The 22,945-nt window shown below is 50.5% G+C and carries 17 protein-coding genes and 1 tRNA gene; 15 read left to right on the top strand and 3 right to left on the bottom strand.

Going from position 1 to position 22,945, the window contains the following annotated elements:
* Entirely contained in the window at positions 1-990 is a 990-nt protein-coding gene (locus PsAD26_RS25460) for a LacI family DNA-binding transcriptional regulator (RefSeq protein WP_063312620.1), read from the bottom strand.
* A 129-nt stretch (positions 991-1,119) separates the two neighbouring features.
* Between PsAD26_RS25460 and PsAD26_RS25455 the strand changes: the two genes are divergently transcribed.
* The 11 genes from PsAD26_RS25455 (at position 1,120) to PsAD26_RS25405 (ending at position 15,138) form a co-directional block, all read left to right on the top strand.
* A complete protein-coding gene (locus PsAD26_RS25455; protein WP_057463649.1) occupies positions 1,120-2,220 on the top strand; it encodes an ABC transporter ATP-binding protein in 1,101 nt (366 codons plus the stop codon).
* A gap of 61 nt (positions 2,221-2,281) precedes the next feature.
* Positions 2,282-3,430, top strand: a complete 1,149-nt coding sequence (locus PsAD26_RS25450; RefSeq protein WP_063312619.1) for an extracellular solute-binding protein — start codon at positions 2,282-2,284, stop codon at positions 3,428-3,430.
* A gap of 109 nt (positions 3,431-3,539) precedes the next feature.
* A complete protein-coding gene (locus PsAD26_RS25445) occupies positions 3,540-4,358 on the top strand; it encodes a sugar ABC transporter permease (RefSeq protein ID WP_063290166.1) in 819 nt (272 codons plus the stop codon).
* A gap of 1 nt (position 4,359) precedes the next feature.
* The gene (locus PsAD26_RS25440; RefSeq protein WP_063312618.1) at positions 4,360-5,184 is read left to right on the top strand and encodes an ABC transporter permease subunit; all 825 of its coding nucleotides are present in this window, start codon (positions 4,360-4,362) and stop codon (positions 5,182-5,184) included.
* Between the two features lie 286 nt (positions 5,185-5,470).
* Entirely contained in the window at positions 5,471-6,148 is a 678-nt protein-coding gene (locus PsAD26_RS25435; protein WP_063290165.1) for a response regulator transcription factor, read from the top strand.
* A gap of 93 nt (positions 6,149-6,241) precedes the next feature.
* Positions 6,242-7,453, top strand: coding sequence for a HAMP domain-containing sensor histidine kinase (locus PsAD26_RS25430; RefSeq protein WP_208985852.1), 1,212 nt, complete (start codon positions 6,242-6,244; stop codon positions 7,451-7,453).
* Between the two features lie 119 nt (positions 7,454-7,572).
* A complete protein-coding gene (locus tag PsAD26_RS25425; protein WP_063312616.1) occupies positions 7,573-8,955 on the top strand; it encodes a TolC family protein in 1,383 nt (460 codons plus the stop codon).
* Between the two features lie 44 nt (positions 8,956-8,999).
* A complete protein-coding gene (locus tag PsAD26_RS25420; RefSeq protein ID WP_063312615.1) occupies positions 9,000-10,181 on the top strand; it encodes an efflux RND transporter periplasmic adaptor subunit in 1,182 nt (393 codons plus the stop codon).
* Positions 10,182-10,184: 3 nt separating this feature from the next.
* Positions 10,185-13,358: an efflux RND transporter permease subunit gene (locus PsAD26_RS25415; RefSeq protein WP_063312614.1), complete on the top strand. Its 3,174-nt coding sequence runs from the start codon at positions 10,185-10,187 to the stop codon at positions 13,356-13,358.
* Positions 13,359-13,563: 205 nt separating this feature from the next.
* Positions 13,564-14,571 carry a ChaN family lipoprotein gene (locus PsAD26_RS25410; RefSeq protein ID WP_063312613.1) on the top strand — a complete coding sequence of 336 codons (1,008 nt, stop codon included), beginning with the start codon at positions 13,564-13,566 and terminating at the stop codon, positions 14,569-14,571.
* Positions 14,572-14,751: 180 nt separating this feature from the next.
* Entirely contained in the window at positions 14,752-15,138 is a 387-nt protein-coding gene (locus PsAD26_RS25405) for a hypothetical protein (protein WP_063312612.1), read from the top strand.
* A 227-nt stretch (positions 15,139-15,365) separates the two neighbouring features.
* Here the strand turns inward: PsAD26_RS25405 and PsAD26_RS25400 are convergent.
* Together PsAD26_RS25400 and mnmA are read right to left on the bottom strand one after the other, a co-directional pair.
* Positions 15,366-15,442: transfer RNA gene (locus PsAD26_RS25400), tRNA-Met, on the bottom strand.
* A 364-nt stretch (positions 15,443-15,806) separates the two neighbouring features.
* Positions 15,807-17,009 carry a tRNA 2-thiouridine(34) synthase MnmA gene (mnmA, locus tag PsAD26_RS25395; RefSeq protein ID WP_063312611.1) on the bottom strand — a complete coding sequence of 401 codons (1,203 nt, stop codon included), beginning with the start codon at positions 17,007-17,009 and terminating at the stop codon, positions 15,807-15,809.
* 456 nt (positions 17,010-17,465) lie between these two features.
* On the opposite strand from mnmA, the gene PsAD26_RS25390 reads away from it, so the two are divergent.
* The 4 genes from PsAD26_RS25390 (at position 17,466) to fliF (ending at position 22,945) form a co-directional block, all read left to right on the top strand.
* Positions 17,466-19,808, top strand: coding sequence for a flagellar hook-length control protein FliK (locus tag PsAD26_RS25390; RefSeq protein ID WP_063312610.1), 2,343 nt, complete (start codon positions 17,466-17,468; stop codon positions 19,806-19,808).
* A 23-nt stretch (positions 19,809-19,831) separates the two neighbouring features.
* The gene (locus tag PsAD26_RS25385; protein ID WP_063312609.1) at positions 19,832-20,488 is read left to right on the top strand and encodes a flagellar hook capping FlgD N-terminal domain-containing protein; all 657 of its coding nucleotides are present in this window, start codon (positions 19,832-19,834) and stop codon (positions 20,486-20,488) included.
* Positions 20,489-20,613: 125 nt separating this feature from the next.
* Entirely contained in the window at positions 20,614-20,892 is a 279-nt protein-coding gene (locus PsAD26_RS25380; RefSeq protein ID WP_054784903.1) for a DUF1153 domain-containing protein, read from the top strand.
* A gap of 406 nt (positions 20,893-21,298) precedes the next feature.
* The gene (gene fliF / locus PsAD26_RS25375) at positions 21,299-22,945 is read left to right on the top strand and encodes a flagellar basal-body MS-ring/collar protein FliF (protein ID WP_082596906.1); all 1,647 of its coding nucleotides are present in this window, start codon (positions 21,299-21,301) and stop codon (positions 22,943-22,945) included.

The raw sequence follows: 22,945 nt of genomic DNA, 5'->3' as shown, positions 1-22,945 counted from the left end.
TTACGCACTGCCGCGGATGACCAGTTCGGGTTCTACCACGACGGACATTTCCTGCTGATCCGGGTCTGCAAGGCGGGCTTCCAGTGTGTTCATGAGGTTTTGGACAATCTCGTCGATTGGATTGGTTGCTGCAGTCAGATCAAAGCAAGGCCAGGCAGCCATTGGCATGTTGTCTGATCCTACGACGGCGACATCTTCCGGAACACGCAGGTTCAATATGGATTTTGCTGCATTCAAAACCCCAAGAGCAGCAGCATCCGAGACACAGTAAAAGGCGTCGGGCGGATTATCGCTTTGCAGGAGGCTCAATGCGGCCTGCAGGCCGCTTTCGAAATCGAACCGGGTTTGTGAAATGCCGTGGGGTTGAAGGCCAGCTTCGCCCAGTGCTTCCAGATATCCTTCGCGTCGACCTGTGTCTGCTGTGATGCCTTCAATACCGCCGATGTAAGCGATCTTTTTACATCCGCGTTTGATTAGGTGCCGCGTGCCAAGCAGACCGCCGCGCTTGTAGTTTAACCACACACAGTCTGCACCTTTGACCATTGGTCCCAGCCCTGTGTAGATCAATGGCACGTGCATTTTCTTGCTGTTTTCGATCACTTGCAAATCAACTGTGCCGGCTCGCACGATGGCCGCTGAAACTGGATACATTAGTGCTTTGCCCAGAGTCTCGGCAATGTTTTCTTCTTCCTCGGAGCGTATTTGCAGGGCCCATTTTCCGCGTTTTTGCAAGGCGGTCGACAGGCGGTTGAAGAAATCTTTATCGTACATGCCATCGGTGTTTCCGAAGACGACAGCGACCAGATCTGATTCTTGTTTGATGAGGGAGCGTGCAAGTGCGTTGGGGCGATACCCCATCTCAGAAGCGACTTTTAAAATGTGATCGCGAGTCGCTTTGTTGAGGCGATTCTCTGCTGTGAACGCACGGGAAACAGCAGAGACAGAAACGCCTGCGGCACGTGCAACATCTTTACCTGTCAGTCTTTTCATCGCTTCTTACTATCTTAGATGATTGTCATTTTAACGTCAAAGAAGTCGCTTAGAAGACCTCTATTGCAATCGATTGCCAAAACTCATAGCATAATGCTTTGGTTGCTTAAAGGGGGGCAAGTTTCCGGAATGGTTGGCGTAGGAATCGAAATCGAAAAGCTTTGTGTTGGTTACGACAAGACCCGTGTTCTTCATGACATTGATCTTGAAATCAACTCTTCTGAGTTTGTTGCGCTGCTGGGTTCATCTGGCTGCGGAAAGACAACTCTTCTGAAAAGTCTCTCCGGTTTCATCAAACCCATGTCGGGGCAGATCCGCGTTAACGGGAATGATGTTGCACAGTTACCACCCGAGCAACGCAACATGGCGATGGTGTTTCAAAGTTATGCGCTCTGGCCTCATATGACGGTTCGTCAGAACATGGGGTATGGCCTGAAGCTGCGTGGGATGTCCAAGGAGCAAATCAACCGGAAGGTTGATGAGCTGTTGACGCTGCTGGGACTTGCTGACTTTGGGGACCGCAAGGTGCCCAACCTTTCTGGGGGTCAGCGTCAACGTGTGGCTCTTGGCCGGGCACTGGCTGTCGATTCCCCGATCCTGTTGCTGGATGAGCCGCTTTCCAATCTTGATGCACGCATTCGCTTGTCCATGCGGCATGAGATCCGTTCTCTGCAACAGCGTATGGGTTTGACGGCAGTGCATGTGACCCACGACAGGGAAGAGGCGATGGTGATGGCCGATCGCATTGTTATTCTCAATGGAGGGCACGTTGCGCAGGTGGGCACACCGCTGGAAGTTTATGAGCAGCCAAAGTCCAATTTTGTTGCGACCTTTATGGGCGCTGAGAACGAAATTGCCCTCAATGTTGAGCGTGCAAATGGAACTTTGAGCATTGCAAGGCAGGAGGCCGTCAAGGCTGCCAGCTTAAGCGTTTCAAACGAGATTGGTGATGGAGGTGTGAACTGGCAGGCATCAGCTGCCGGATCTGTACGGGGGCGTTTCCGCTCCAGTGCAGCACATTTGCGTGCCGATGAAGCCGTACCTGAGGGGCATTTGGCTCTGGCGGGTAGGGTGACACAACTCAGCTATCCGGGGGGGGTATTTCGCTACGAAATAGAAAGCGCCGGGCAGCTCTACATGATCGACGATCCTTGTCGATATGCGGTTGGCGATGTGGTGACGATCTGCGTGCCAGCTGGTGGGCTTCACCTTTATTCCGAGGCGGCCTGACACCTTTTTAAACGTGAATAGAACTTTTTTCTCAACGATCTTAACCCAGGAATTTTGAGTGATGACACTTAAGTCAGTTCTTACAGGTGCAATCTCAGGTGCTGTGATTGCTGTTGCTCTGCCTGCGTCGGCTGAAACCCAGCTGAACGTGATTACCGGCGGCTCCCAGAACATGGTTGAATATGTGACCGATTATCTGGGCCCGCTTTTTGAAGAAAAATACCCAGGCGTGAAAGTTCGCGTCACTGGGACCGGCCCGGGAGATGCTGGTTCTCAGAAAATTCTTGAAAAGCTGGAAGCACAGTCTGCTGCGGGTAAAGAGCAGTGGGACATCGACGTTATTGTTGCTGCGCAGAAGAAAACCGGCGAGATGAAAGAAAAAGGCCTTTTGGCTGATTTCCGCGACAACATCGAAACCGGCAAAATGGTGACGCGCGCGACGGCTGAAAATGCGCTTGGCGTTTATGTTGGCGGCTATGTGATGCCAATGTTCCATAGCCAGACGGCGATTGCTTACAACCCGGCTTTGGTGCCAAACCCACCTGAGTCTTATGACGAGCTGCGTGCATGGGTAGAGAAGTACCCAAAACAGTTCGGCTATAATGGCATCAAAAACGGTATGTCCGGCGTCGCGTTTGTGACTGGCTGGATGTACACCTACGCTGGCGATACCAAGACTTTGCAAAGCGGTCCGTATGATCCGGCGAAGAAAGACACCTGGGCGCAGGCTTATGCTGATCTGAAAGCATTCAACGAGAACGTGACTTTCACTCCGGGTAATGCTGGTACTCTGGACATGTTGAACCGTGGTGAGATCGTCATGGGTCCGGTTTGGGTCGACATGTTCTATTCCTGGCAGGGCGATGGCCGTATTCCACCAAACCTGAAGCTGAAACTGATTGCACCGGGTATGCCTGGTCAGCCTTACTACTATGCAACTCCAGCGAAGGCTGCGAACAAAGATCTGGCTGAAAAGTTCATCGAGTTGGCAACCAGCCCTGCTGTGCAGGCTGAAGGCATTGTGAACCGCTTCAACTGGTACCCAGGCATCGATGCAGACCATGTGAAAGCAGCTTTGGATGAGAAAGTGTGGACCAAGCTGTTCACTGACGTCACACCTCTTGAACTTGCTCAGAAGGGTAAACCGTTCCCGATTGGCCCTTACTTTGACGACATCAAAGAAGGCTACGAGAAGCAGGTTTCTAACTAAGCACATCTGAGAGAAACCGGGAGAGGCGGCCTGTCTCTCCCGGCATGTTTGGTTTTGGTGAGAGGTGGTGTCCATGAGTGGACAAAGTATGTCAGTTGGGCCGGGTCGGATGGGAGCAATATTACTTGTTGCACCCGCATTGTTGATGATCGGCTTTTTGTTTGTTTATCCCTTTGGCTATTCTGTGGTTTCAGCCTTCACAGACAATGGCGAAGGCAGCTGGCATATCGCCAATTTTACCAAGGCTATTGAATTCTATTCCAAAGATATTCTGTTCACGATTGTGATTGTCAGCCTGTCTACGGTTGTTATCGGCGTGCTGGCTGTTGCAATTGCGGGCTATCTGACGCTTGGCGAAAACCCGACGGCTGTTGCAGTCCTCAAGTGGCTTTATCGGTGGCCGTTGTTTATTCCGTTTATTGTGAGTGCGCAGTTGATGCGCACCTTCTTGGCAAAGAACGGGATGATGAACAACATCCTCACAAGCTCCGGCATCATTGAGCCATTGGCCGCCCAGAGCTATCTGGACTGGCGAGGGATTGTGATCACCTTTGTCTGGAAGCAAACGCCGTTTGTAGCGCTGCTTGTTGCGGGTGCTATGGCTTCCATTGACCGCACGACTATTGATGCTGGCCGTATCTTCGGAGCCTCGCGCCTGCGCATTCTGATTGAGCTCGTGGTGCCGCAGATTGCGACGACCCTGATGGTTGGGTTGATCCTGTCTTATGTGGTGATGCTGTCTGTTCTTTCTGTGCCACTCATGATCAACGCGCAGTCGCCGACTATGCTGACTGTTGATATGGCGTGGCGGATCAATTCCTACGGTGACTATGGGGTCGCTAATGCGCTGGGCATCATGTCCTATCTGTTCACCGGGGTGGTTGCGTGGTTCTATCTGCGTCAGAGCCTGAAAGATAAGGGAGCATAAGATGATGCAAGCTGCTCTTTCTTCCACTTGGGTGCGCACAGTTACCCGCGTTCTCACCATGAGCCTGCTGGCTTTTGCTATCTTTGGCCCAATCACCAACATGCTTTTGTGGGCTGTTGCTGAGGTTTGGTACTTTCCTTACAAGCTGCCTTTGGAGTACGGCTTTTCCTTCTGGGAACGGGTTTTCCGCCCTGAGGGCAATGCGACTGAAGCCTTGTTCTCCAGCATCTGGATTGCGCTGCTGACTGTGGTGGTGAGTCTGGCGATTGCCATTCCAGCTGGATATGCTCTGGCGCGTGGGAAAATGCCTTTCCGCTATCTCATCATGCTGCTGTTTCTATTGCCGCAGGCCTTTCCGGCGGTTGCTGTGCATATGAATGTTGCGCGCATTTTCTATGGGTTGGATCTGACTGGTTCAGTTGCTGGTGTTGTGCTGGTTCACGCCAGCCAGGGGCTTGTGTTGGCAGTGTGGATTGCAACGGCTGCCTTTGCTGCTGTGGATGCGGAACTGGAAGCTGCTGCGCGTAACATGGGGGCAGGGCGATGGCGCACGTTTGCCGATGTGACATTGCCTCTGGCTTTGCCGGGCGTTATGGCGAGTGCGATCTTTGTGTTCCTTATCTCCATGGACGAGTTCACCGGAACCTACTTTGTTGGTGCGCCGGACGTGGTGACGCTGCCGATGTTGCTGTTTACCTCCAGCATGGAAGGCAACTACCAGATCGCGTCCATCTCCTCTCTCATCCTGCTGGTGCCATCCGTCGGCTTCATGCTGTTTATTGAGCGGTTCCTGAAAGCGGACGTGCTTGCGAAGGTGGGGAACTGAGGGCGTTAATTACCTCAAGTTCTGCACTCAGAACCCAAAGCGGCGGCTTACGGTTTTATGGTTGCCGCTTTTATTTCGTTTGATTGAATTTATTTATTTTTCGGCTACTTACGTGATAACCGGGTCGTTACATCTGCTGTGAGATGTTCCGGAGATGTATCCTTCATAGGTGTAGTCGAATGTTTCAGCCTTTTTCACGGTTCAACCACCTCTTAATTTTGATCGGATACGATCAGAACCTCTCCCAGGTCTCGTAATAGTGGTCAGGCAAGGCTGAGTGATGCCGATGGAAATGAATGCACTGCTTGTACTTCTCATTGAAGACGACATGGATCTGGCGGCCACTGTTGGTGATTTTTTGTCTTTCGAGAATATCGAATGTGACTTTGCCTTTAATGGTCAGGCAGGCCTCGATAGCGCACTGAAAAATCAATATGATCTTATTTTGCTTGATCTCACGCTTCCTAAGGTTGATGGGCTATCGGTTTGTCAGCAGTTGCGGGCACAGAACATCACCTGTCCGATCCTCATGCTGACCGCGCGTGATGCGGTGAGTGATCGTGTTGCCGGATTTGAAGCGGGTGCGGATGACTACCTGATCAAGCCCTTTGCCTTTCCTGAGCTGGCGGTGCGTATTCGTGCTTTGCATCGCAGGAGTAAAGGCCATTGCAACGCAGTCACAATCGGGGATCTGGAAGTCAATTTGAATGCCCGGCAGGCGGTGCGAGCTGGGCGTCAGTTAAAGCTGTCACCGACTGGATGGATCTTGCTTGAGCAATTGGTTCGCAGCACCCCCAATGTTTTGAGCAAACAAGAGCTTGAGAGAGCTGTTTGGGGTGACCAGGTACCTGCCAGTGACAGTCTTAAAGTGCACCTTTATAAACTTCGCCGCCAAGTCCAGCGCCCTTTTGAAACGCAGCTTTTGCATACAATTGCGGGCTCCGGCTTTGTATTGAGGCCCTGAGGGAAGTGTCAGATGTTTCTATTTAGGCGAAAAAGAAAGAAGGCAAAGACCCTGAAGAGGGAGCTGCGCAACTGGCTGCTTGCTTTCGTTGGTTTGCTTGTCATCGTCTATACGATCGGTCTGTTTTCTTATCTGATTGCTGGGTTGAAGTTATCAAACAAGGTTGAGTTAAAGGGCTTTATCGTTGCCTACGAAAAAGCGCTGGAGAAACAATCTGAATACCGCCCTTCTCAAGATGCGAGGATCTTCTCTACCTTTAAGTATGAAGACCTGCCAGAGAAGGTAAAAAAGGCTTTTCCAAAGGATGAAATTGAACTTGGCCATGCGGAAGTCGAGCCAATTGGTGAGAACGGGGATGCTCCAGAAGTTGTCATATTTTTCTTAGCTGAGCGTCTTAGTGATGGCCGTACGCTCTATGTGGTTCGTATGTTGAAATTCAATAAGGATCTGGAAACAGGGGGGATCTTGAATTTTGATTTTCTTGAGCGTGTGATGTTTATTGGTGGCGCGACGATCCTTGTACTGGTGTTTTTGCTGTCGCAATTCCTCAACCGACGTATCAATCGGCGTATCGCTGCCTTACAAGAGTGGGCTGACACGTTGAATGAGACGAGTGCCGTCGAGCGGCGGCCAGATTTTCATTATGACGAACTGAATAAAATTGGTGACCACCTGAGCAATGCTGCACGGCGACTGGGGCGTTTTGTGGAAAGAGAACATTCGTTTTTGCGTCATGCGAGCCACGAGTTGCGGACCCCAATTACGATCATTTCTGGCAGCACCAGTGTCATGGAAAAAATTGCGACAGATGACAAACAACGCAAAGTAACAGCACGGATTAAACGTGCCAGCCATTCGATGGAGACCATTGTTGCGACGCTCCTCTGGCTGGGGCGAGAACAGGAACCGAACCCGGACCTTGAGAAAGTGGATCTATCGGCACTTCTGGATGAAGTGATCGAAGACCATAAATATTTGCTTTGCGGAAAGGGCATTGTGCTGAACGTGAACCTTCCAGCTCTTACGATTGATGCACCCAGAGTACCGCTGAGTATTATTGCTGCCAACATTATTCGAAATGCATTCCAGCACACACAACATGGTCAAATTGACATTTCGATCAGTGCTCAGGATATCGTCATTTGCAACCAGACTGCGGACCTTTCCGAACAGGAGAGCAAGATTGTCTTTGAGGAGAGCTATGGTGTCGGTCTTTCGCTCATTCGCCGGATTGCACGCCGTTTAAACTGGACTTTTCAGATAGAGCAAGTTGGCGATCACGTTACGACTCGTTTAACTTTCTAGTGAATACATTTGCGATATGCATATTTTTGATTGTTGTTATTTTATAGCAAGTTACGCCGTTACCCTGCGATAATCCTCACTGAGTTATTTCTCCCCTAAGAATTTATAGGGGATAGGACATGCGGTCTTTATCGCACATGCTCATTTTTGCAGCATCGGGTATTTTGCTGGCAAGTTGCACAACCGGGCTGAGCCCTCAGCGGACAACGTTTACGGAAGAAATGGCCGTGAAACAGACACCCGCTGAGTGGAATCAAGGTGTGTCGCCTCAAGCGCAAAACCTTTCGTCACTGCTTGCGTTGAGTAGTGATAAGAAGCTGAACACACACGTGGATGCGGTGTTGGCAAACAACATCTCTCTTCGTCAGTCAGTGCTTGATTTGCAAAAGGCAGAGCTGGAGCGAGATAAGACATCTGGTTCACTCTGGCCAACACTAACATTCAACAGCAGCACGGATCGACAACGCTCAAAATCTGCCCAAGGAACGTCCTATGCCAACTCTGTTGGCGGAGACCTCACCATCAATTGGGAAGCTGATCTTTGGGGCAAACTTTCTGATCGCGCGCGTGCATCTGGCCGGAGCCAAACCGCGAGCGAGCATGATTTGCAAGCAGCGCGGGCTTCCCTTGCAGCACAAGCAATGCGGAACTGGGTGGAGCTCACTGCACTTGAAAAACTGGCAGATCTGGATCGTTCCCGCATTTCCAGCCTAGGTAATACTGAGCAGATTATCTCTGATCAGTTTACGCGTGGCATCGGAGAGTTGAGTGACTTAGAGGCGGCGCGTTCTGCCACTGCTAATGCGCAATCTGACCTGGCTGATCGTAAGTTGCAGATTGATCAACTCAAACGGCAAATGCAGGTTGCTGCCAGCCAGATGCCGAATACTCATTTTCGAACTGGTAGCTTGCTCCCCAACGTCAAGCTGCCTAAAGGCGCCATGCCAGCCACCACACTTGGACGGCGGCCAGATCTTTTAGCTGCTTATGAGCGGGCTGCAGCTGCGGACCTGCAACATAAGGCGGCTTATAAGGACTTGCTTCCGTCTTTTTCTGTCAACTTTACTGCAAGCGATCAATCCGCAAGTCTTGCAGATTTGTTGAATGGTGGTCCGGCATGGCGTCTCCTTGGTTCTCTGTCTGCACCAATACTGGATGGCGGCAACCGCCGGCTCACAGCAAAACAAGCTGATCTGGATGCTGCCCGCCTTTGGCTGACTTACCGTCAGACGTTATTAACGGCTGTTATGGAGGTGGAAAATGGCCTTCAGAATGAACAAACATTACGTAGCCGTGAGCAGATTCTAGGCCGAGCGCTGAAACATTCTCAAAGCAACTATGAGCAATACGAGCGAAGGTATCGTGATGGCCTGACCGATATCGTGACCTTGCTGTCGGCGGAGCGTGATGCATTTGCTGCCCGACAGGCGGTGGTCAACATCCGCAGCAGCAGAATGCAGAATCGTGTTGATCTGGCTGTTGCTTTTGGCATCGGCCTCTAGGCGGGCACTTTTATTCCTTCTCAAACTAACAAGCAGTTCCCAATATGCGTAGTACCCTTCGACCATTTTTGGCTTTCGGAGCATATCCTTCGAAAGCACTTCAGGCTGTTTGCCTTTCGATGCTGGCTCTTCTGGTTGGGTTGGCAGCTTCACAGCCTATTATGGCACAGGAAGCCACAACACCTACTTTGCCACGGCCTTTGGTTTCAGTGGTCACACGAGAGGCCAGCCCCGAGGCTGTTGAGTTTACAGTCTTTGGTGCTGTGAGTGCGCACTATCAGCAGCAATTGACGAGTGAGGTGACGGGCCGGGTTGTGGGTCTATCCTCGCAACTCGAACCGGGTTTGATGCTCAAAAAAGGTGATGTTCTGGCTGAGATTGAAGATAGCAGCTATCGGGCAGCACTGGCGACTGCTGAGGAAAATGTTGCTAGTTCAGAGCTCTCCTTGCTGCAGGAAGAGCAGCGCGGCAAGCAAGCGGAACTGGATTGGGAACGGGCGAACATCAAAGGAAGAGAAGCTTCTCCGCTGGTTTTGCGAAAACCGTTTTTGAAGCAGGAGCAATTGAAGCTCAAAGCTGCTGCTGCCAATCTGGTAGAAGCACAGCGTAACCTTGCAAACACCCGCATTGTAGCTCCGTTTGATGCTGTCGTGATCTCGCGGAGCATTGCGCCTTCCAGCTACGTTACTGCAGGTACGCAAATTGCCGAGATTTATTCGACCGACACATTGGATGTTGAGGTGGCTCTGACGCCTGTTCAATGGCAATTGCTGCTGACCGAGAAGGGTAATTCTCTCAGTGTCAATGAGATATCGGCACGCGTGTTGAATGAGGCTGGTGTGGAATGGCCCGCCAAGATCACTTCAATTGGGGCAACTGCGAATGCTCAAACACGTCAGCAATCCTTGCGATTGCAGATTGAACCTCGCAATGCACAGGGCACTGTCATGCGCCCGGGTACATTCGTGCGTGTGATGCTCATCGGACGAGAGATTCCAGACATAGTCATGGTTCCAGCATCCGCCATAACCTCTCAAGGGTATGTCTGGACAGTTTCTGATGACAGCCAGCTGGAGCGGCATCTTGTGACGCCTTTGTTTACTCGTGTTGACGAGGTGGCTCTGGATGTGAGTGCGTTTCCGTCTCGCGGGCCCTGGGAGATCGTGGTGAACCCGATCAGTCGTTATCTGCCACAGCAGATTGTAACCACTCAGGCTGCGGAGTAAGCCATGCAACAGAGTAACCATAAAGGGTGGATCGCCTGGTTTGCGCACAACCCGGTTGCGGCGAACCTGCTTATGATCTGCATTTTTGTTGCTGGTGTTTACACGGCAATGAACATTCGCACTGAGGGTTTCCCGGGATTTGAAGCCAATCAAGTCACCATCAGCGTTGAATACAAGTCAGGTGCTGCGCAGGAAACCGAACGTGGTGTGACGGAGAAGATTGAGCGTGCATTGACGGGGACCGAAGGTATTAAAAAGGTCACCAGTACCTCCACGGCGAGCAACTCTTCGATTGTAATTGAAAAGTCTTCCGGCACTGATCTGGATAAGCTTCTTTCGGACATCAAAACCAAGGTGGATGCTGTTTCTCTTCCTTCCACTGCTGAAAAGCCAGTTGTGGTGCGCGCGGAGGAGATTGAAGACGCCATTCAAATTGAGCTCTATGGTGATGCGGATCCAGACGTTCTGGATACTGTTGCACGACGTATCAAAGATCGCTTACTTGAAGATGCACTGATCCCTTCTGTCACCATCAGTGGCGAGCGGATACAGGAGATATCGATTGAAGTGCAAGAAGAAGCATTGCAACGGTACAAGCTCAGCTTCGATGAACTGGTTCGACAGGTTGGCAACTTCTCGCTCATTTCTCAGCAAGGCAGTTTGAAGAGTGAAAACGGTAGGATCCTAATCAAAGCTGACAGGCAGGGTTATTTTCTGCAAGACTTTGAAAGCATTCCGGTTGTGACTCTTTCTGATGGCACCGTTGTGCGATTGCAGGATGTTGCAAAGATTACGGATGCTTACACGGATGATCGCTCAATCTACCGCTATCAAGGACTACCTGCCAGAAAGCTGAGCGTGCAGCTGATCGGGAAAGCCAATCTTATTCCTGCTGCAGTGCGAGCACGTGAAATTATCAATGAGGTTGAAGCCGAAGACAGCTTGCCCACGAACATCAAGTTTGATTTTTGGGAGGACGAGAGCGAGAACATCTCAGACCGTCTTTCGCTGATGATGAAAAACGGCCTGATGGGGATGGGGCTTGTACTTGTCACTCTAGCGCTATTTCTCAACTTACGTACGGCTTTTTGGGTTGCGATGGGACTACCAATCGCTTTCGCTGGCGCACTCACTTTGATGGGAGATTCCTTTTGGGGGATGACACTCAATGAGATGACCACGTTTGGGTTCATCATTGCGCTTGGTATCGTGGTTGATGATGCGATTGTGGTTGCTGAGAGCGCGCATAGTGTGACTGAGAAAGAAGGCGATGGGATTGATAACGTCATCAAGGGCGTCAAACTGGTCGCGACACCTGCAATCTTTGGCGTGCTGACAACAATTGCTGCTTTCTACCCAATCACGCTGGTGACTGGACGGCTGGCGGAAGTGTTCTCGGTGTTCTCTTGGGTGGTGGTCTTCTGCCTTGTGTTTTCGATCATTGAATCCAAGTTCATTCTGCCTGCGCATCTGGCTCATCTGAAGCATAATGCAAAGCCTGCTAATCCGCTTTCTCGTGGTTGGAAGGTTATTCAGAACGCTGTCAGCGGCGGCTTGGAGCGGTTTAAGCAAAGTGTTTATCGCCCCTTGGTGAAGCTCAGCCTCCGAATGCGTTATCTGTCTGCCTTGTGCTTTGTGGTGCTCTTTGTGGCGGTGGTCTACATGGTGCCCTCTGGGATTGTGCGTGTTGTGTTCTTCCCAGAGATCCCACGTCAAATCGTGACTGCGACCTATAAAGGCGAGCCTGACCTTGGTTATGGGCGACTGTTTGCTGAAGCGAACCGGATTGAAGCGGCGGCTCATGAATTGAAAGCGCAGCTGGATGCTGAAGTAACGTCTGGTGTTTCTCCGATCACTGGCATTGAGATGCAGGCCAGTGACGATGGAAACGTGACTGTGCTGGCAATTGCTACACCGCCAAGCGAGCGTGACATTACCGCAAATGAGATTGCAGAGCGGTGGCGTAAGCTGGTTGGGCCTGTTGAAGGGGCGCAAACGATTAAGTTTGCGGCTGATGACTTTGATTTTGCTGATTTCAGAGTAGAGCTACTGCTGGATGATGTTGATCAGTTGATTGCGGCTAGCCAGTACGTTGAGGATAGGTTCTCAACCCAGAACGGTGTTTTGTCGGTTACCAATGATTTCAGGGCTGTGCGTGGGCGATTGAATATTGAGCTCACTGATTACGGACGCTCCGTTGGCCTGACGACCTCTGCCATTTCTGAGCAGGTGTTTCAAGCTATCGGCGGCGCAGAGATACAGGAGTTCCAGCGGAACCAGCAAGAAGTTAAGGTGAGGGTGCGTTACCCAGAGGCGCAGCGAAGCTCTGCTGCAGCCTTGCAAACGCTCTATGTTCGCACTCCGGCTGGTGATCCTATCTTGCTGTCCTCCGTTGCAAACTTGCATTCTGACCTGACTGTAGATGAGATCTATCGCAGTTCACGCAAACGGGTGGCGACGCTAGATGCGCAGATCAATAAAGACGAGATAGCTGCTGATGCATTGGTTACCTATTTCAATCAGAAAATCTTGCCAGAACTACAGGCAATGTATCCCGGTGTTGCCGTTGATTTTGGGGGAGAGGTTGAACAACAACGGGAAGCAATTGGTGGTTTGATGACCGCCTTTGGAATTACGATCATCGCGATCTATGTTCTGCTTGCGGTGCCGCTCAAGTCTTATACCCAGCCGATTGTGGTCATGATCGCTATTCCGTTTGGTATTACGGGAGCGATTATCGGGCACTGGATTGTTGGTATCCCTGTTTCCATCCTCAGCATCAACGGGATACTTGCTCTCAGCGGTATTGTGGTGAACGACAGTCTGCTTCTGGTTTCTGCCTTTAATGACAACAGGGCTGTCGGTATGCCAATGCGTCAGGCTCTTGTTGCAGCAGGAACTCAGCGCATGCGTGCCGTGATCCTAACCTCGACGACCACGTTTGCCGGGCTGGCACCAATGATCTTCGAAACTGCTGAACAGGCTCAGTTCCTCATTCCTGCAGCGGTGTCCTTGGGCTTTGGGATTCTATTCGCAACCTTGATCACCTTGTTCCTGATCCCAACGTTCATGATGATCCTGGCTGATGTCGGGAGATTGAAAGCGGGGTTGATGAGGCTGTTCTCTCCAAGGCCAGAAGCTCTGAAAACACCTGAAGTTTCGGTTGTAGGTGAGTGAATGCAGGAAGCCTGAGGTTGATCTCAGTTAAGAATACTAGTGCAAGCAAACGGTGTAAGCTGTTTGCTTGCTTTTTTGCATGGCATCACTAGAACTAAGAAACTTGAGTGCAATAATCATAATAATGTTGTGCTATTAGGTGATAAAGATATTTGATCAGTTTGGCTGCAGAAGTTGCCGCACTCCTCCTTTCTGGGAAAAGAATATGCTGAAAAAAGCAATGAATGCGTTTGTGTTTGCGATCACCTACGGTGCACTTACTCTTGCCAGTGAAGCTGCTTCTGGGCAGAGCGGAGGCAATGAAAGTAAACTGGCTGAGAAGGTTCCGGTTGAGCTTTTGATGACAGATCATCCACTCGTGGATACGGTCTGGGATTTGAAAACAGGCAAGCAAATCTCTCAGGCTGAACTGTGGAAGCGTGCTGCTGACAAAGATCATATTTTGGTTGGCGAAAAACACGACAATCCGCGGCATCATGAAATTCAAGCTGAAGCTGTCAAGCAAATGGGTGGTGCTGGCCGTAACCCATTTATTGTTATGGAGATGATTGAGCCAAAGTATCTTAAGTGGTTGAAAGAGCTTAAGCCTGAAGATGTTGCAGGATTAGCCGAAAAGCTGGAATGGGAACAGCGCGGTTGGCCAGCATGGCATATGTATGAGCCGATCTTCAATGAAGCGGCAGAGTTTAGCATGCGTGTTGTGCCAGGGGCACCTGAACGGGAGCTGCTTCTTAAGGTCGGTCAAGGGAAGCAACCTTCTGAAGAAAACGCCAAGAGCCTCAGATGGAACCAGCAATATAGTGAAGAGCAGAACAACAGTCTGCTGGATGAGCTTGAGCGCTCGCATTGCGGCGTTGTTCCTCGCGAGAGCCTAGGACCAATGGTTGGGATGCAACGCATCAAAGATGCTTCGATGGCATCGTTCATGCGGACAGCAAAGAACTCTGAGCGTGGTTCCATTCTGATTGCAGGGAATGGCCATACCCGTAAGGACCGCGGTGTTCCATGGTGGCTTGATAGCAAAGATAGCACACTGAATCTTGCGGCTGTGGAGGTGGGCGCTGGCAAAGATCAACTGAGCGACTACAGCCTCGCTGATGTAAACCGGTTTGATTACGTCTGGTTCACCGGCAGAGTAGAGACGACTGATCCTTGCGAAAAGTATGCTGAACTGCTGGAAAAAATGGGTAAGAAGCATTCTCCGAAGAAATAGCATTCAGGGTTGGCTTGAGGTTTAGTGAACTGGTTGTAAGCGAGAAGCAACAAGTTATCAGCAGTGCAAGTTAACTGGAAAAAAGGCTGCAATTACAGAACTGCTACAATTTGAATTGACATGTTCTATTTATGCAACTCTAGATGGTGCTGTTTTGTCAGTTCTAATTTTGGTTATGGAATGAAGTATACACATTCGTTTGTTTTAGGTTTGGCCCTGCTTGTTGCTGGTTGCCAAACGGTGACGGTTCAGCAAGTCCAATCAAATAAAAAGCCAACTGTCGCGCATAAAAAGCTTCTTGTTGAAGCAGTAAAAGAGAATTTCTACGACCCTTACAGTATCAGAGATGCAGAGCTCTCTAACCATATGAATTTTCCGAATGGACATAGCGGGTATTGTGGTCGGCTGAACGCGAAGAATTCTGTTGGTGGTTATAGTGGGCGTCAGTATGTGCGGGTTGTGATCAGGAGTGGTTTTATCACGTTCTATCAACCTAACAGCTACTGGTGTAAAGCAAACCAAAATCAGATTAAGTGGAACAGGTTCCGGGAGTTGGAGAAACTCTAGTTCTATTGCTAAATCTCTGAGGGTGCGTGTCTGGCGCACCTTTTTTGTTTGATGAGATTTAAACACCCCCGTGTATGGGGATTAGAGACATTAATCTTGCTTTTAAGAAACTCCTTAAAGAGCCGTTGCAACTAAAAGCAATCGTATCCAGCTAGAAAGTCGTCTAGTCGAGAACAAAAAAGACACCTTGCGGTGCCTTGTCGTCTCGATCTTCGTTTGAAGAGAGATGGTAGCGAGGGAGGGACTTGAACCCCCGACACGCGGATTATGATTCCGCTGCTCTAACCAACTGAGCTACCCCGCCATCCGGTGCGCTATGTTGCGGTGTTGACCGCCGCGCTGTGAAGGGGTGTATAAGGCCACAGAGGTGTGGCGTCAAGCGTTCTTAGGTAAGTTTTGTGGAAATATGATCTCTTGTGAAAAACTCCATGAAAACCTAGGGTTAATGCCAATTTCGTAGAGCAATAACTGCCAGTTGCAGTTGTCAGGAACAAGAAAATCTCATTTTTTGCTAAGTTGGAAATTCCGGAGTGGCTTTTCTGGGATCTGTGGAGTGATGTCGTGTTGGAGTTGAGCAAGGCACAAGCTGGAGAGATCAAAATAAAACGCCCCGGTGACGGTCAGGTCAGGCGGGGCGTTTTGAATAATTCGGTCAGTTTGGCAATGCTTTAGCTTGCAGGAAAGCCTGCCGCTTCCCAGCCTTTTCCGAGTAGTGCTTTGAGGGCTGTTTCTGCGCCTTCCTGCTTTTCGGCACGCTGAATCCAACCGCCGCCGAGAACACGCGCTTCCTGGCCGTCTTTGTCGAAGAAAACGCAAGCCTGTCCTGGGGCCACGCCGAATTCGCCTGCTACTAGCTCGACAAAAATGTTTTCGCCACTCTTGCGCAGAATGGCTTCTGTTGGTGGGCGGGTAGAACGCACCTTTGCATAAACTGTGATGCCGTCTTCCGGCAGATCATCCAGCGTACCTGGGCCAATCCAGTTTACTTCGCGCAGCAGCAGGTTGTGGGTTGCTAATGCTTCTTGCGGACCGACAATCACGCGTCGCCCATCTGCATCCAAATGCACAACATAGAGAGGATCGCCTGTTGCAACACCAATACCGCGGCGCTGACCGATGGTGTAATGGATGATGCCGTTGTGTCGGCCAAGAACGCGGCCATCTACATGCACGATATCACCCGGTTCTGCCGCGTGTGGGCGAAGCTTGGCAATAACGTCTGTGTAGCGGCCTTCTGGCACAAAGCAGATGTCCTGACTGTCATGCTTGTCAGCAATTGCCAGTCCAAACTCATGTGCAAGTTCGCGGACTTCTGGTTTGGTCATGCCACCTAATGGGAAGCGTAGGAAATCTAGCTGTTCCTGCGTTGTTGCGAATAGGAAGTAGCTTTGGTCACGGTCCAGATCGACAGGACGGAACATGGCAAGCTGGTTGCCTTCCATGCCTGTGCGGACATAGTGGCCTGTGACCAGAACATCAGCGCCCAAATCCTTTGCCGTTTCCAGTAGGTCTTTGAATTTGACGGTCTGGTTACATGTTACGCATGGAATAGGTGTTTCGCCATTGATATAGCTGTCCGCGAAGCGCTCGATGACCTGCTCTTTAAAGCGGGATTCATAATCCAGAACGTAATGCGGAATGTCGAGTTTTTCTGCGACACGGCGGGCATCGTGGATGTCTTGCCCTGCACAGCAAGCGCCCTTGCGTTGGATTGCTTCGCCATGATCGTAGAGCTGTAGAGTGACGCCGACCACATCATAGCCTTCGCGTTTCATCATTCCGGCAACAACCGATGAATCAACGCCGCCTGACATGGCAACAACCACCCGTGTGTCTTCTGGGCGGCCGGGCAGGCCAAGACTGTTTAGCATTCCAATTACCTCATCCTGTAGGCGCGTTTAAGTGAGAGCCGTATCTATAACATCACGAGCAGATTTCAATCTTGGGAGACATTGAAGTCTGAAGCGCAGATTAGTTTCTTTTGCTTGCTTAGTGCTTGCTGCGCTCTGGCGATGGCTAAACGCGGGCTCTCTTTTTAAACGCTTCGCATGCGTACGCTTCGAGCGTGCTAGTTGGCGGGAATATACCTAAAACTCGACGGAAGGCCAATCTTTTTGATTGATGTTTTTACTTGCTGGGCATTTGTTGCCGAGGCGAGGGCAATAAGTGATCTTGTTGCCTGTTCTTTGAAATGTTGATTTGAGTTTATCTAGTTGAAAATGCTTGAATATTTTTGATTTTATGACTGGCCCGCTATTTGCATATCTGCGCGCAAGATGTCTTGACCATCGTTGCTGATGGTGTGTGCTGCGTAGTTTGAGGAATATATGTCGCAATCTGCTTTGCTGAGTTTAACCGGTCCTGTTCAGCCGCAAACGCCTTTAGGCCCCGTTGTAGGGCAAGGTGGTAATGCGCTGCTTGGTGAGAGTGTGCTCGGTCAAAATGCCGATACTTTCTCCGGTCTGCTCGCCAAAGCTTCTGAGGGAGATGGGGCAGCAGCGACTGCGGTGGATCTCTATTCTGGAGCTTTAACGACTGGCGGCGATCTCTCGGTTTTGAGCCCAAGTCTCATCAAGGATGAAAATGGAGAGAGTGCGGTTGCTGGTTTGGCTGGTGAACTGCCGCTTTCCACTGTTTCCCAGGTGCCAGTACCAGTGTCAGGTGTGGTTCCGGGATTGGTTGCAGTTGCGACAACTAATGATGAAGCGCTTCTTCTCAATGGCGGCGAAGGGAAAGCGAAAGCGCCTTTTGTTGCTTTGCCACAAAATGTCCAGGAGGCAGGCAGTCAGCCAGCCTTAGCGGAGAAAGCAGGCGAAGCGAAAGTTGCTCAGGCGGTCGCTAATGTTCAAAGCGCTGCTCCTGTTGCGGGTGAGGGCGAGGCCATCTCTTCCAAAACAGTAGAGAGTGCTGTTGCAAATCTTGGTGCTTTACAGCAAGCCGAGCGTGGTGGGCAGATCTTGCCGCCGGCGGATGATGGACCTGTAACAGCTCAGACGGGTGCTGTTGCTCAAGAGACAGACGTCGCTGGAACCGTACAGGAATCTAAAGGCAACGCTCGTAATGCTTCAGATACGCAGCAGCGCGTGACGTCCGAGCAGCAGGGTGCTGTTGTTAAGCAAGCTGGTTCATCTGAGCCTCAGTTAAATGCGCTGGAGCTCCCGGTTTCAGATCAAGTGGCTAAGGTTTCTCCCGAGCTGATTGCACGTTCTTCAGTGGTATCTGAGCAGTCCCAGAATTCTGCTGCTTCACCGCAAGTTCAGCCAGCGAACAATGCGGTTAAGGCAGAGCAAGTTGCAAATATAGCTGGTAATCGTGCTGTCACGACTTCAGAGAGCGGAAGCGTTGAAACAACCGTTAACTCAGTCAGTGCTCCTGTCGAAAAGACCACTGCAGCGGCTCGTGTTGCGGTTGAGGCAGATGTCCGGTCATCTCAATCTGTCGCTAGTCGTCAGGTTAGTGAACTGGCAACAGCGTCAGAGGTGAAGAGCCTCAAGGTTCAATCCGAGCCCGTGCAGGCACAATCTGCTGAGGGTAAGGGAGTTGTTCAGTCTACTCGCGGGGATGTTCTTGTTGCTGCCGTTGAGGGTGAGGCTGACGCTTCCTTAGAAAAGCCGGTGCTTGTTCGACAAACTGATCGTGCAGCTTCAAGCTTTGTAGGAAACCAGCAACGAACAGCGCAACCTGCATCTGTTGACGGTGATGGTGACATCATTTTCCCGAATGTGACTTCTAAGCCTGATGCTTCTTCAGAAAAGAATAGCCAAGTTTCGCAGGTGCAGAAGGTTGTTGAAGTTGCCTCTGCTCAAGATAATGAAGCAGGCGTTCGTTCTGCGGAACAGGTGAGCCGGACTGCTGCTGTGACCACAGCTGCGGCACCGATGGTTGGGAAAGACAAAGCCGCTGGTGGAGTTGTGCAAGCGACATCTAGCTCTGAAGCCGTCGCCGCGGTCGGTGATGCTCCAGAGACCGATGACCTTACTAGTGCTCTGACCAAGCCTGCAGATCAGACAGCATCTGCTGAAAAGAAAAATACTGCGCCTGCTGTCAGTATTCAGGTGAAGGTACCACAGGCAAATGAGCAGGTTGCTTCAACAACGGCAATCGGTTGGGGGCTTGCTGCTGGTCCGTTGGATGGATCTGAAGCTGAGCTTGATTGGGAAAGTTCTGAAGCAATCTCCAGTACTGCTACACGTTCTGACACTGCATTCCGTTCAATGGGCTCTCTGCCAACCTCTACGCTGAGGAATGTTGCGAATGCTGTGTGGCCTGAGATTGCCCGGCAGGCAAGTGGCGGCGTTGATCGTTTTGAAATCCGGCTTGATCCCAAAGAATTGGGTGGAGTCGATGTTTCTCTTGAATTTAGTAAGGATGGCCGCGTACGGGCGCATTTGATTGTTGAGAGACCTGAAACTCTTGAACTTTTGCAGCGAGATCAACGTGGGTTAGAAAAGGCTCTTCAGGAAGCTGGGATCGAAAGCGATAAGAGCTCTCTTCAGTTCTCACTTGGAGGGCGTGGCTCGCAGACTTCAGATCAGCAAGAGAACCGACAGGCCAATGTCGGGCAGCCGGATCGAGCGTCAGAAGGCACTGAGTTGCCAGACGAAAATTATCTCGCACATAACAACTTAAATAGTGCTGCCCGCGCTGGTGGACTGGATATCTCGGTTTGATGCCGCGCACGAGGATATAGACAATGACTACAATTAACGCTCTGACACCGAATGCAGACACCTCTGGCGCAAGCACCCAGAACAGCATCAATGCAAACTTCGATCTGTTTATCTCATTGCTGACCACACAGGTGCAAAACCAGGATCCGTTGGAACCTCTCGATTCGGCTGAATACACGAATCAGTTGGTTCAATACACGATGGTTGAGCAACAGGTTGCAACTACAGAGAAATTAGAGGAGCAGCTCACTCAGCTGAAAACGCAAAGTGCGAGTCAGTTTGTAAACTATATCGGTAAGGAAGTGACTGCTCAGAGTGCGTCAGCGCAGCTCAAGGATGACAAAGCATCTTGGAACCTTGATGCAGTTTCCGAAGGTAAGGCAACCATTACTGTTAAAAATAGTGAAGGTGCTGAGGTCTATCAGGAAGAGATTGATCTAAAGGAAGGTGACAACACCTTTGAATGGGATGGTGTGGCGACAAACGGCACAAAAGCTGGCGATGGCGCCTATTCCATTGATATTATTACCAAGGATGCCAACGGTGAGCCTTTCGCAGTTCAGACTGAAGTGAAAGGGAAAGTGGACGCTGTCGACTTCAGTACTGGTGACATTATTCTGCATATGGGCGATCTCAAAATTCCCGTGGGTGAGGTCACTGGAGTCAATGGAATTCTGTAGTAGTTAATATCCACTAAGATCCCCGGTTATGAATCTTACCAAAACATTGATGGGGGCTTAGCCAAATTTTAAGCGCCTTGTTCTATTCTCATCCTCAGCTTGGTCATGGTTTGTGTGAGAGTAGAATGACCGAACATATACGTTCACGAGTAAAATACGTCATCGGCCCCGATGGGAGCCCTCTGACGATAGCGGATCTTCCTCCTACCTCTACAAAGAGATGGGTTATCAGGAGAAAAGCTGAAGTGGTTGCGGCTGTGCGTGGAGGCTTGTTGTCTCTGGATGAAGCATGTAACCGGTATACTTTGACGGTTGAAGAGTTTCTGTCTTGGCAGAACTCGATTGACCGACACGGTTTAGCCGGCTTGCGCGCTACACGCGTTCAGGACTATCGCAGCAACTAGTAAGCTTCAGGCAAAAAGGGTGTAATACCCAAACAGGTTTGAGGTTCTGAAAAGGCCGGCTGTCTCAGCCGGCCTTTTTGTATGTGGAAGCCACATTTTGTACAATTTTACAGATTAACCATGATGTCTTAACTGCTTCGGCAAAATCTGCCGAACAGGCCGCACAAGATTCATTCGACTCTTCAAAAGCCTAGTCAAAGGCCTTTCCTGCGATATTCCACAATGCTTCTTTGTGGGTAGATTTCCCGTTTACCGATTATTAGGGTTTTATTAACCTTTTGTTAACTCTAAGGCGGGCAATTTTTACCTACCAGCAAATCAGGGGCAATTCACGCCGATTTCCAAGGTGTTGAGAGTATTGCTGGTACATTTTGAATGAGTGATTTGAACGTACGGGGCGGCAACTGTGAGTGGAATCCTTGACTTCTTGAAAGGACTTGGGCCCGCGCGACTGGCAGCGATGGGGGCGATGGCTGTTACGTTGATCGGCCTGTTCGGTTTCATCATTGTTCGTGCGACAGCACCGCAGATGGTGCCGCTCTTCACGGACCTTACTCTTGAAGATGCTGCAGCGATTGTTAGCCAGGTTGAATCTCAAGGTGTTTCATATGAGTTGGGTGTCAACGGACGTAGTGTTCTTGTCCCTCAGGAGAACGTTCATCGCCTGCGCATGACAATGGCGGAAGCTGGCCTGCCATCTGGCGGTGGTGTTGGTTATGAAATCTTCGACAAGACAGATACGCTTGGTGCAACCAGTTTTGTGCAGAACCTGAACCGCCTCAGAGCTCTTGAAGGGGAACTTTCCAGAACCATTCGCAGCATTGGCCGGATTTCTTCTGCGCGTGTTCATCTGGTGATCCCTGAAAAGCAGTTGTTCCAGCGTGATCGGGAACCGCCAACAGCTTCGATTGCAATTAAGGTGCAGGGTTCTTTGTCTGGTGGGCAGATCCGTGCCATTCAGCATCTTGTTGCAACAGCAGTTGAAGGACTGGAACCGTCCTACGTCTCTATCGTTGATGAGCGCGGCACTTTGCTCGCCAGCGGAACCGGCGATAAAGAAGGGCTTGCTGGCGGTTCTTCGCTGGATGAACGACGTTCGACAATGGAGGCTCGCCTGCGGCAACAGGTTGAAGAGATCCTCAATAACGTCGTTGGAACCGGTCGCGCTCGTGTCCGAGTTGCTGCAGAAATCAACTATAACCGCAAAACCGAGACACAGGAGCTTTATGACCCTGATGGGCAGGTGTTGCGTTCTTCTCAGAGTAAAGAAGAGAATGCGTCTTCCACCAATGGTGAGGAGACGGTTTCTGTCGGCAACCAGCTGCCGAATGCAGACGCAGCTGGCAGTGCAACCGGGTCCAAGGATGCCTCGAATGTTTCCGAGGAAATCCTGAACTACGAGATCTCTAAGAGTACAGTGACGGAGATCTATGAAGCAGGTGGTCTGGAACGGCTGTCCGTAGCGGTTCTGGTTGATGGTACCTATACAACCAGTGAGGATGGCACGCAGACCTATCAACCGCGCAGTAAAGATGAGCTGGAGCAAATTGCTACTCTGGTTCGAACTGCTGTTGGTTTTAACAAACATCGCGGTGACAATGTTGAAGTGGTCAACATGCGTTTTGTTGAAGCTCCTCTTCAGGACTTTGGTGATAGCGAAGGTGGGCTGTTCGACTTTACACGCGCTGACATCATGAAGTTTGCTGAGCTGGGTGTTCTGTTTGTGATCACCATTCTGCTGTTGATCTTCGCAGTCTCTCCGCTGATGAAGCGTATTCTTGCTAAAGAAGAAGAGAGAGCGGCGGCGGCAGAAGGCGGTGTTCAGATGTTGCCAGATGGCACATTGGTCGCTGAAGGTCCTGCGCAAATTGGAGGTGTTGTTGGTGAAATGGAGGAGGTTCCTTCTGAAATGCCAACAGCAGAATGGATTGAAGATGCCAAAATGCAGGCAGCTCTCCATCAAAGCTCAATTCAGCAAATAAGTGAGTTGATTGAAGATTCCCCGAGCGAAGCGGTCAATATCGTTCGCGGTTGGTTGAACGAGGCAGCGTAG

This window comes from Pseudovibrio sp. Ad26, assembly GCF_001623285.1.
Lineage (GTDB): Bacteria > Pseudomonadota > Alphaproteobacteria > Rhizobiales > Stappiaceae > Pseudovibrio > Pseudovibrio ascidiaceicola.
The sequence above is the reverse complement of the archived record's forward strand: the minus strand, read 5'-3'. Positions and strand labels throughout refer to the sequence as shown.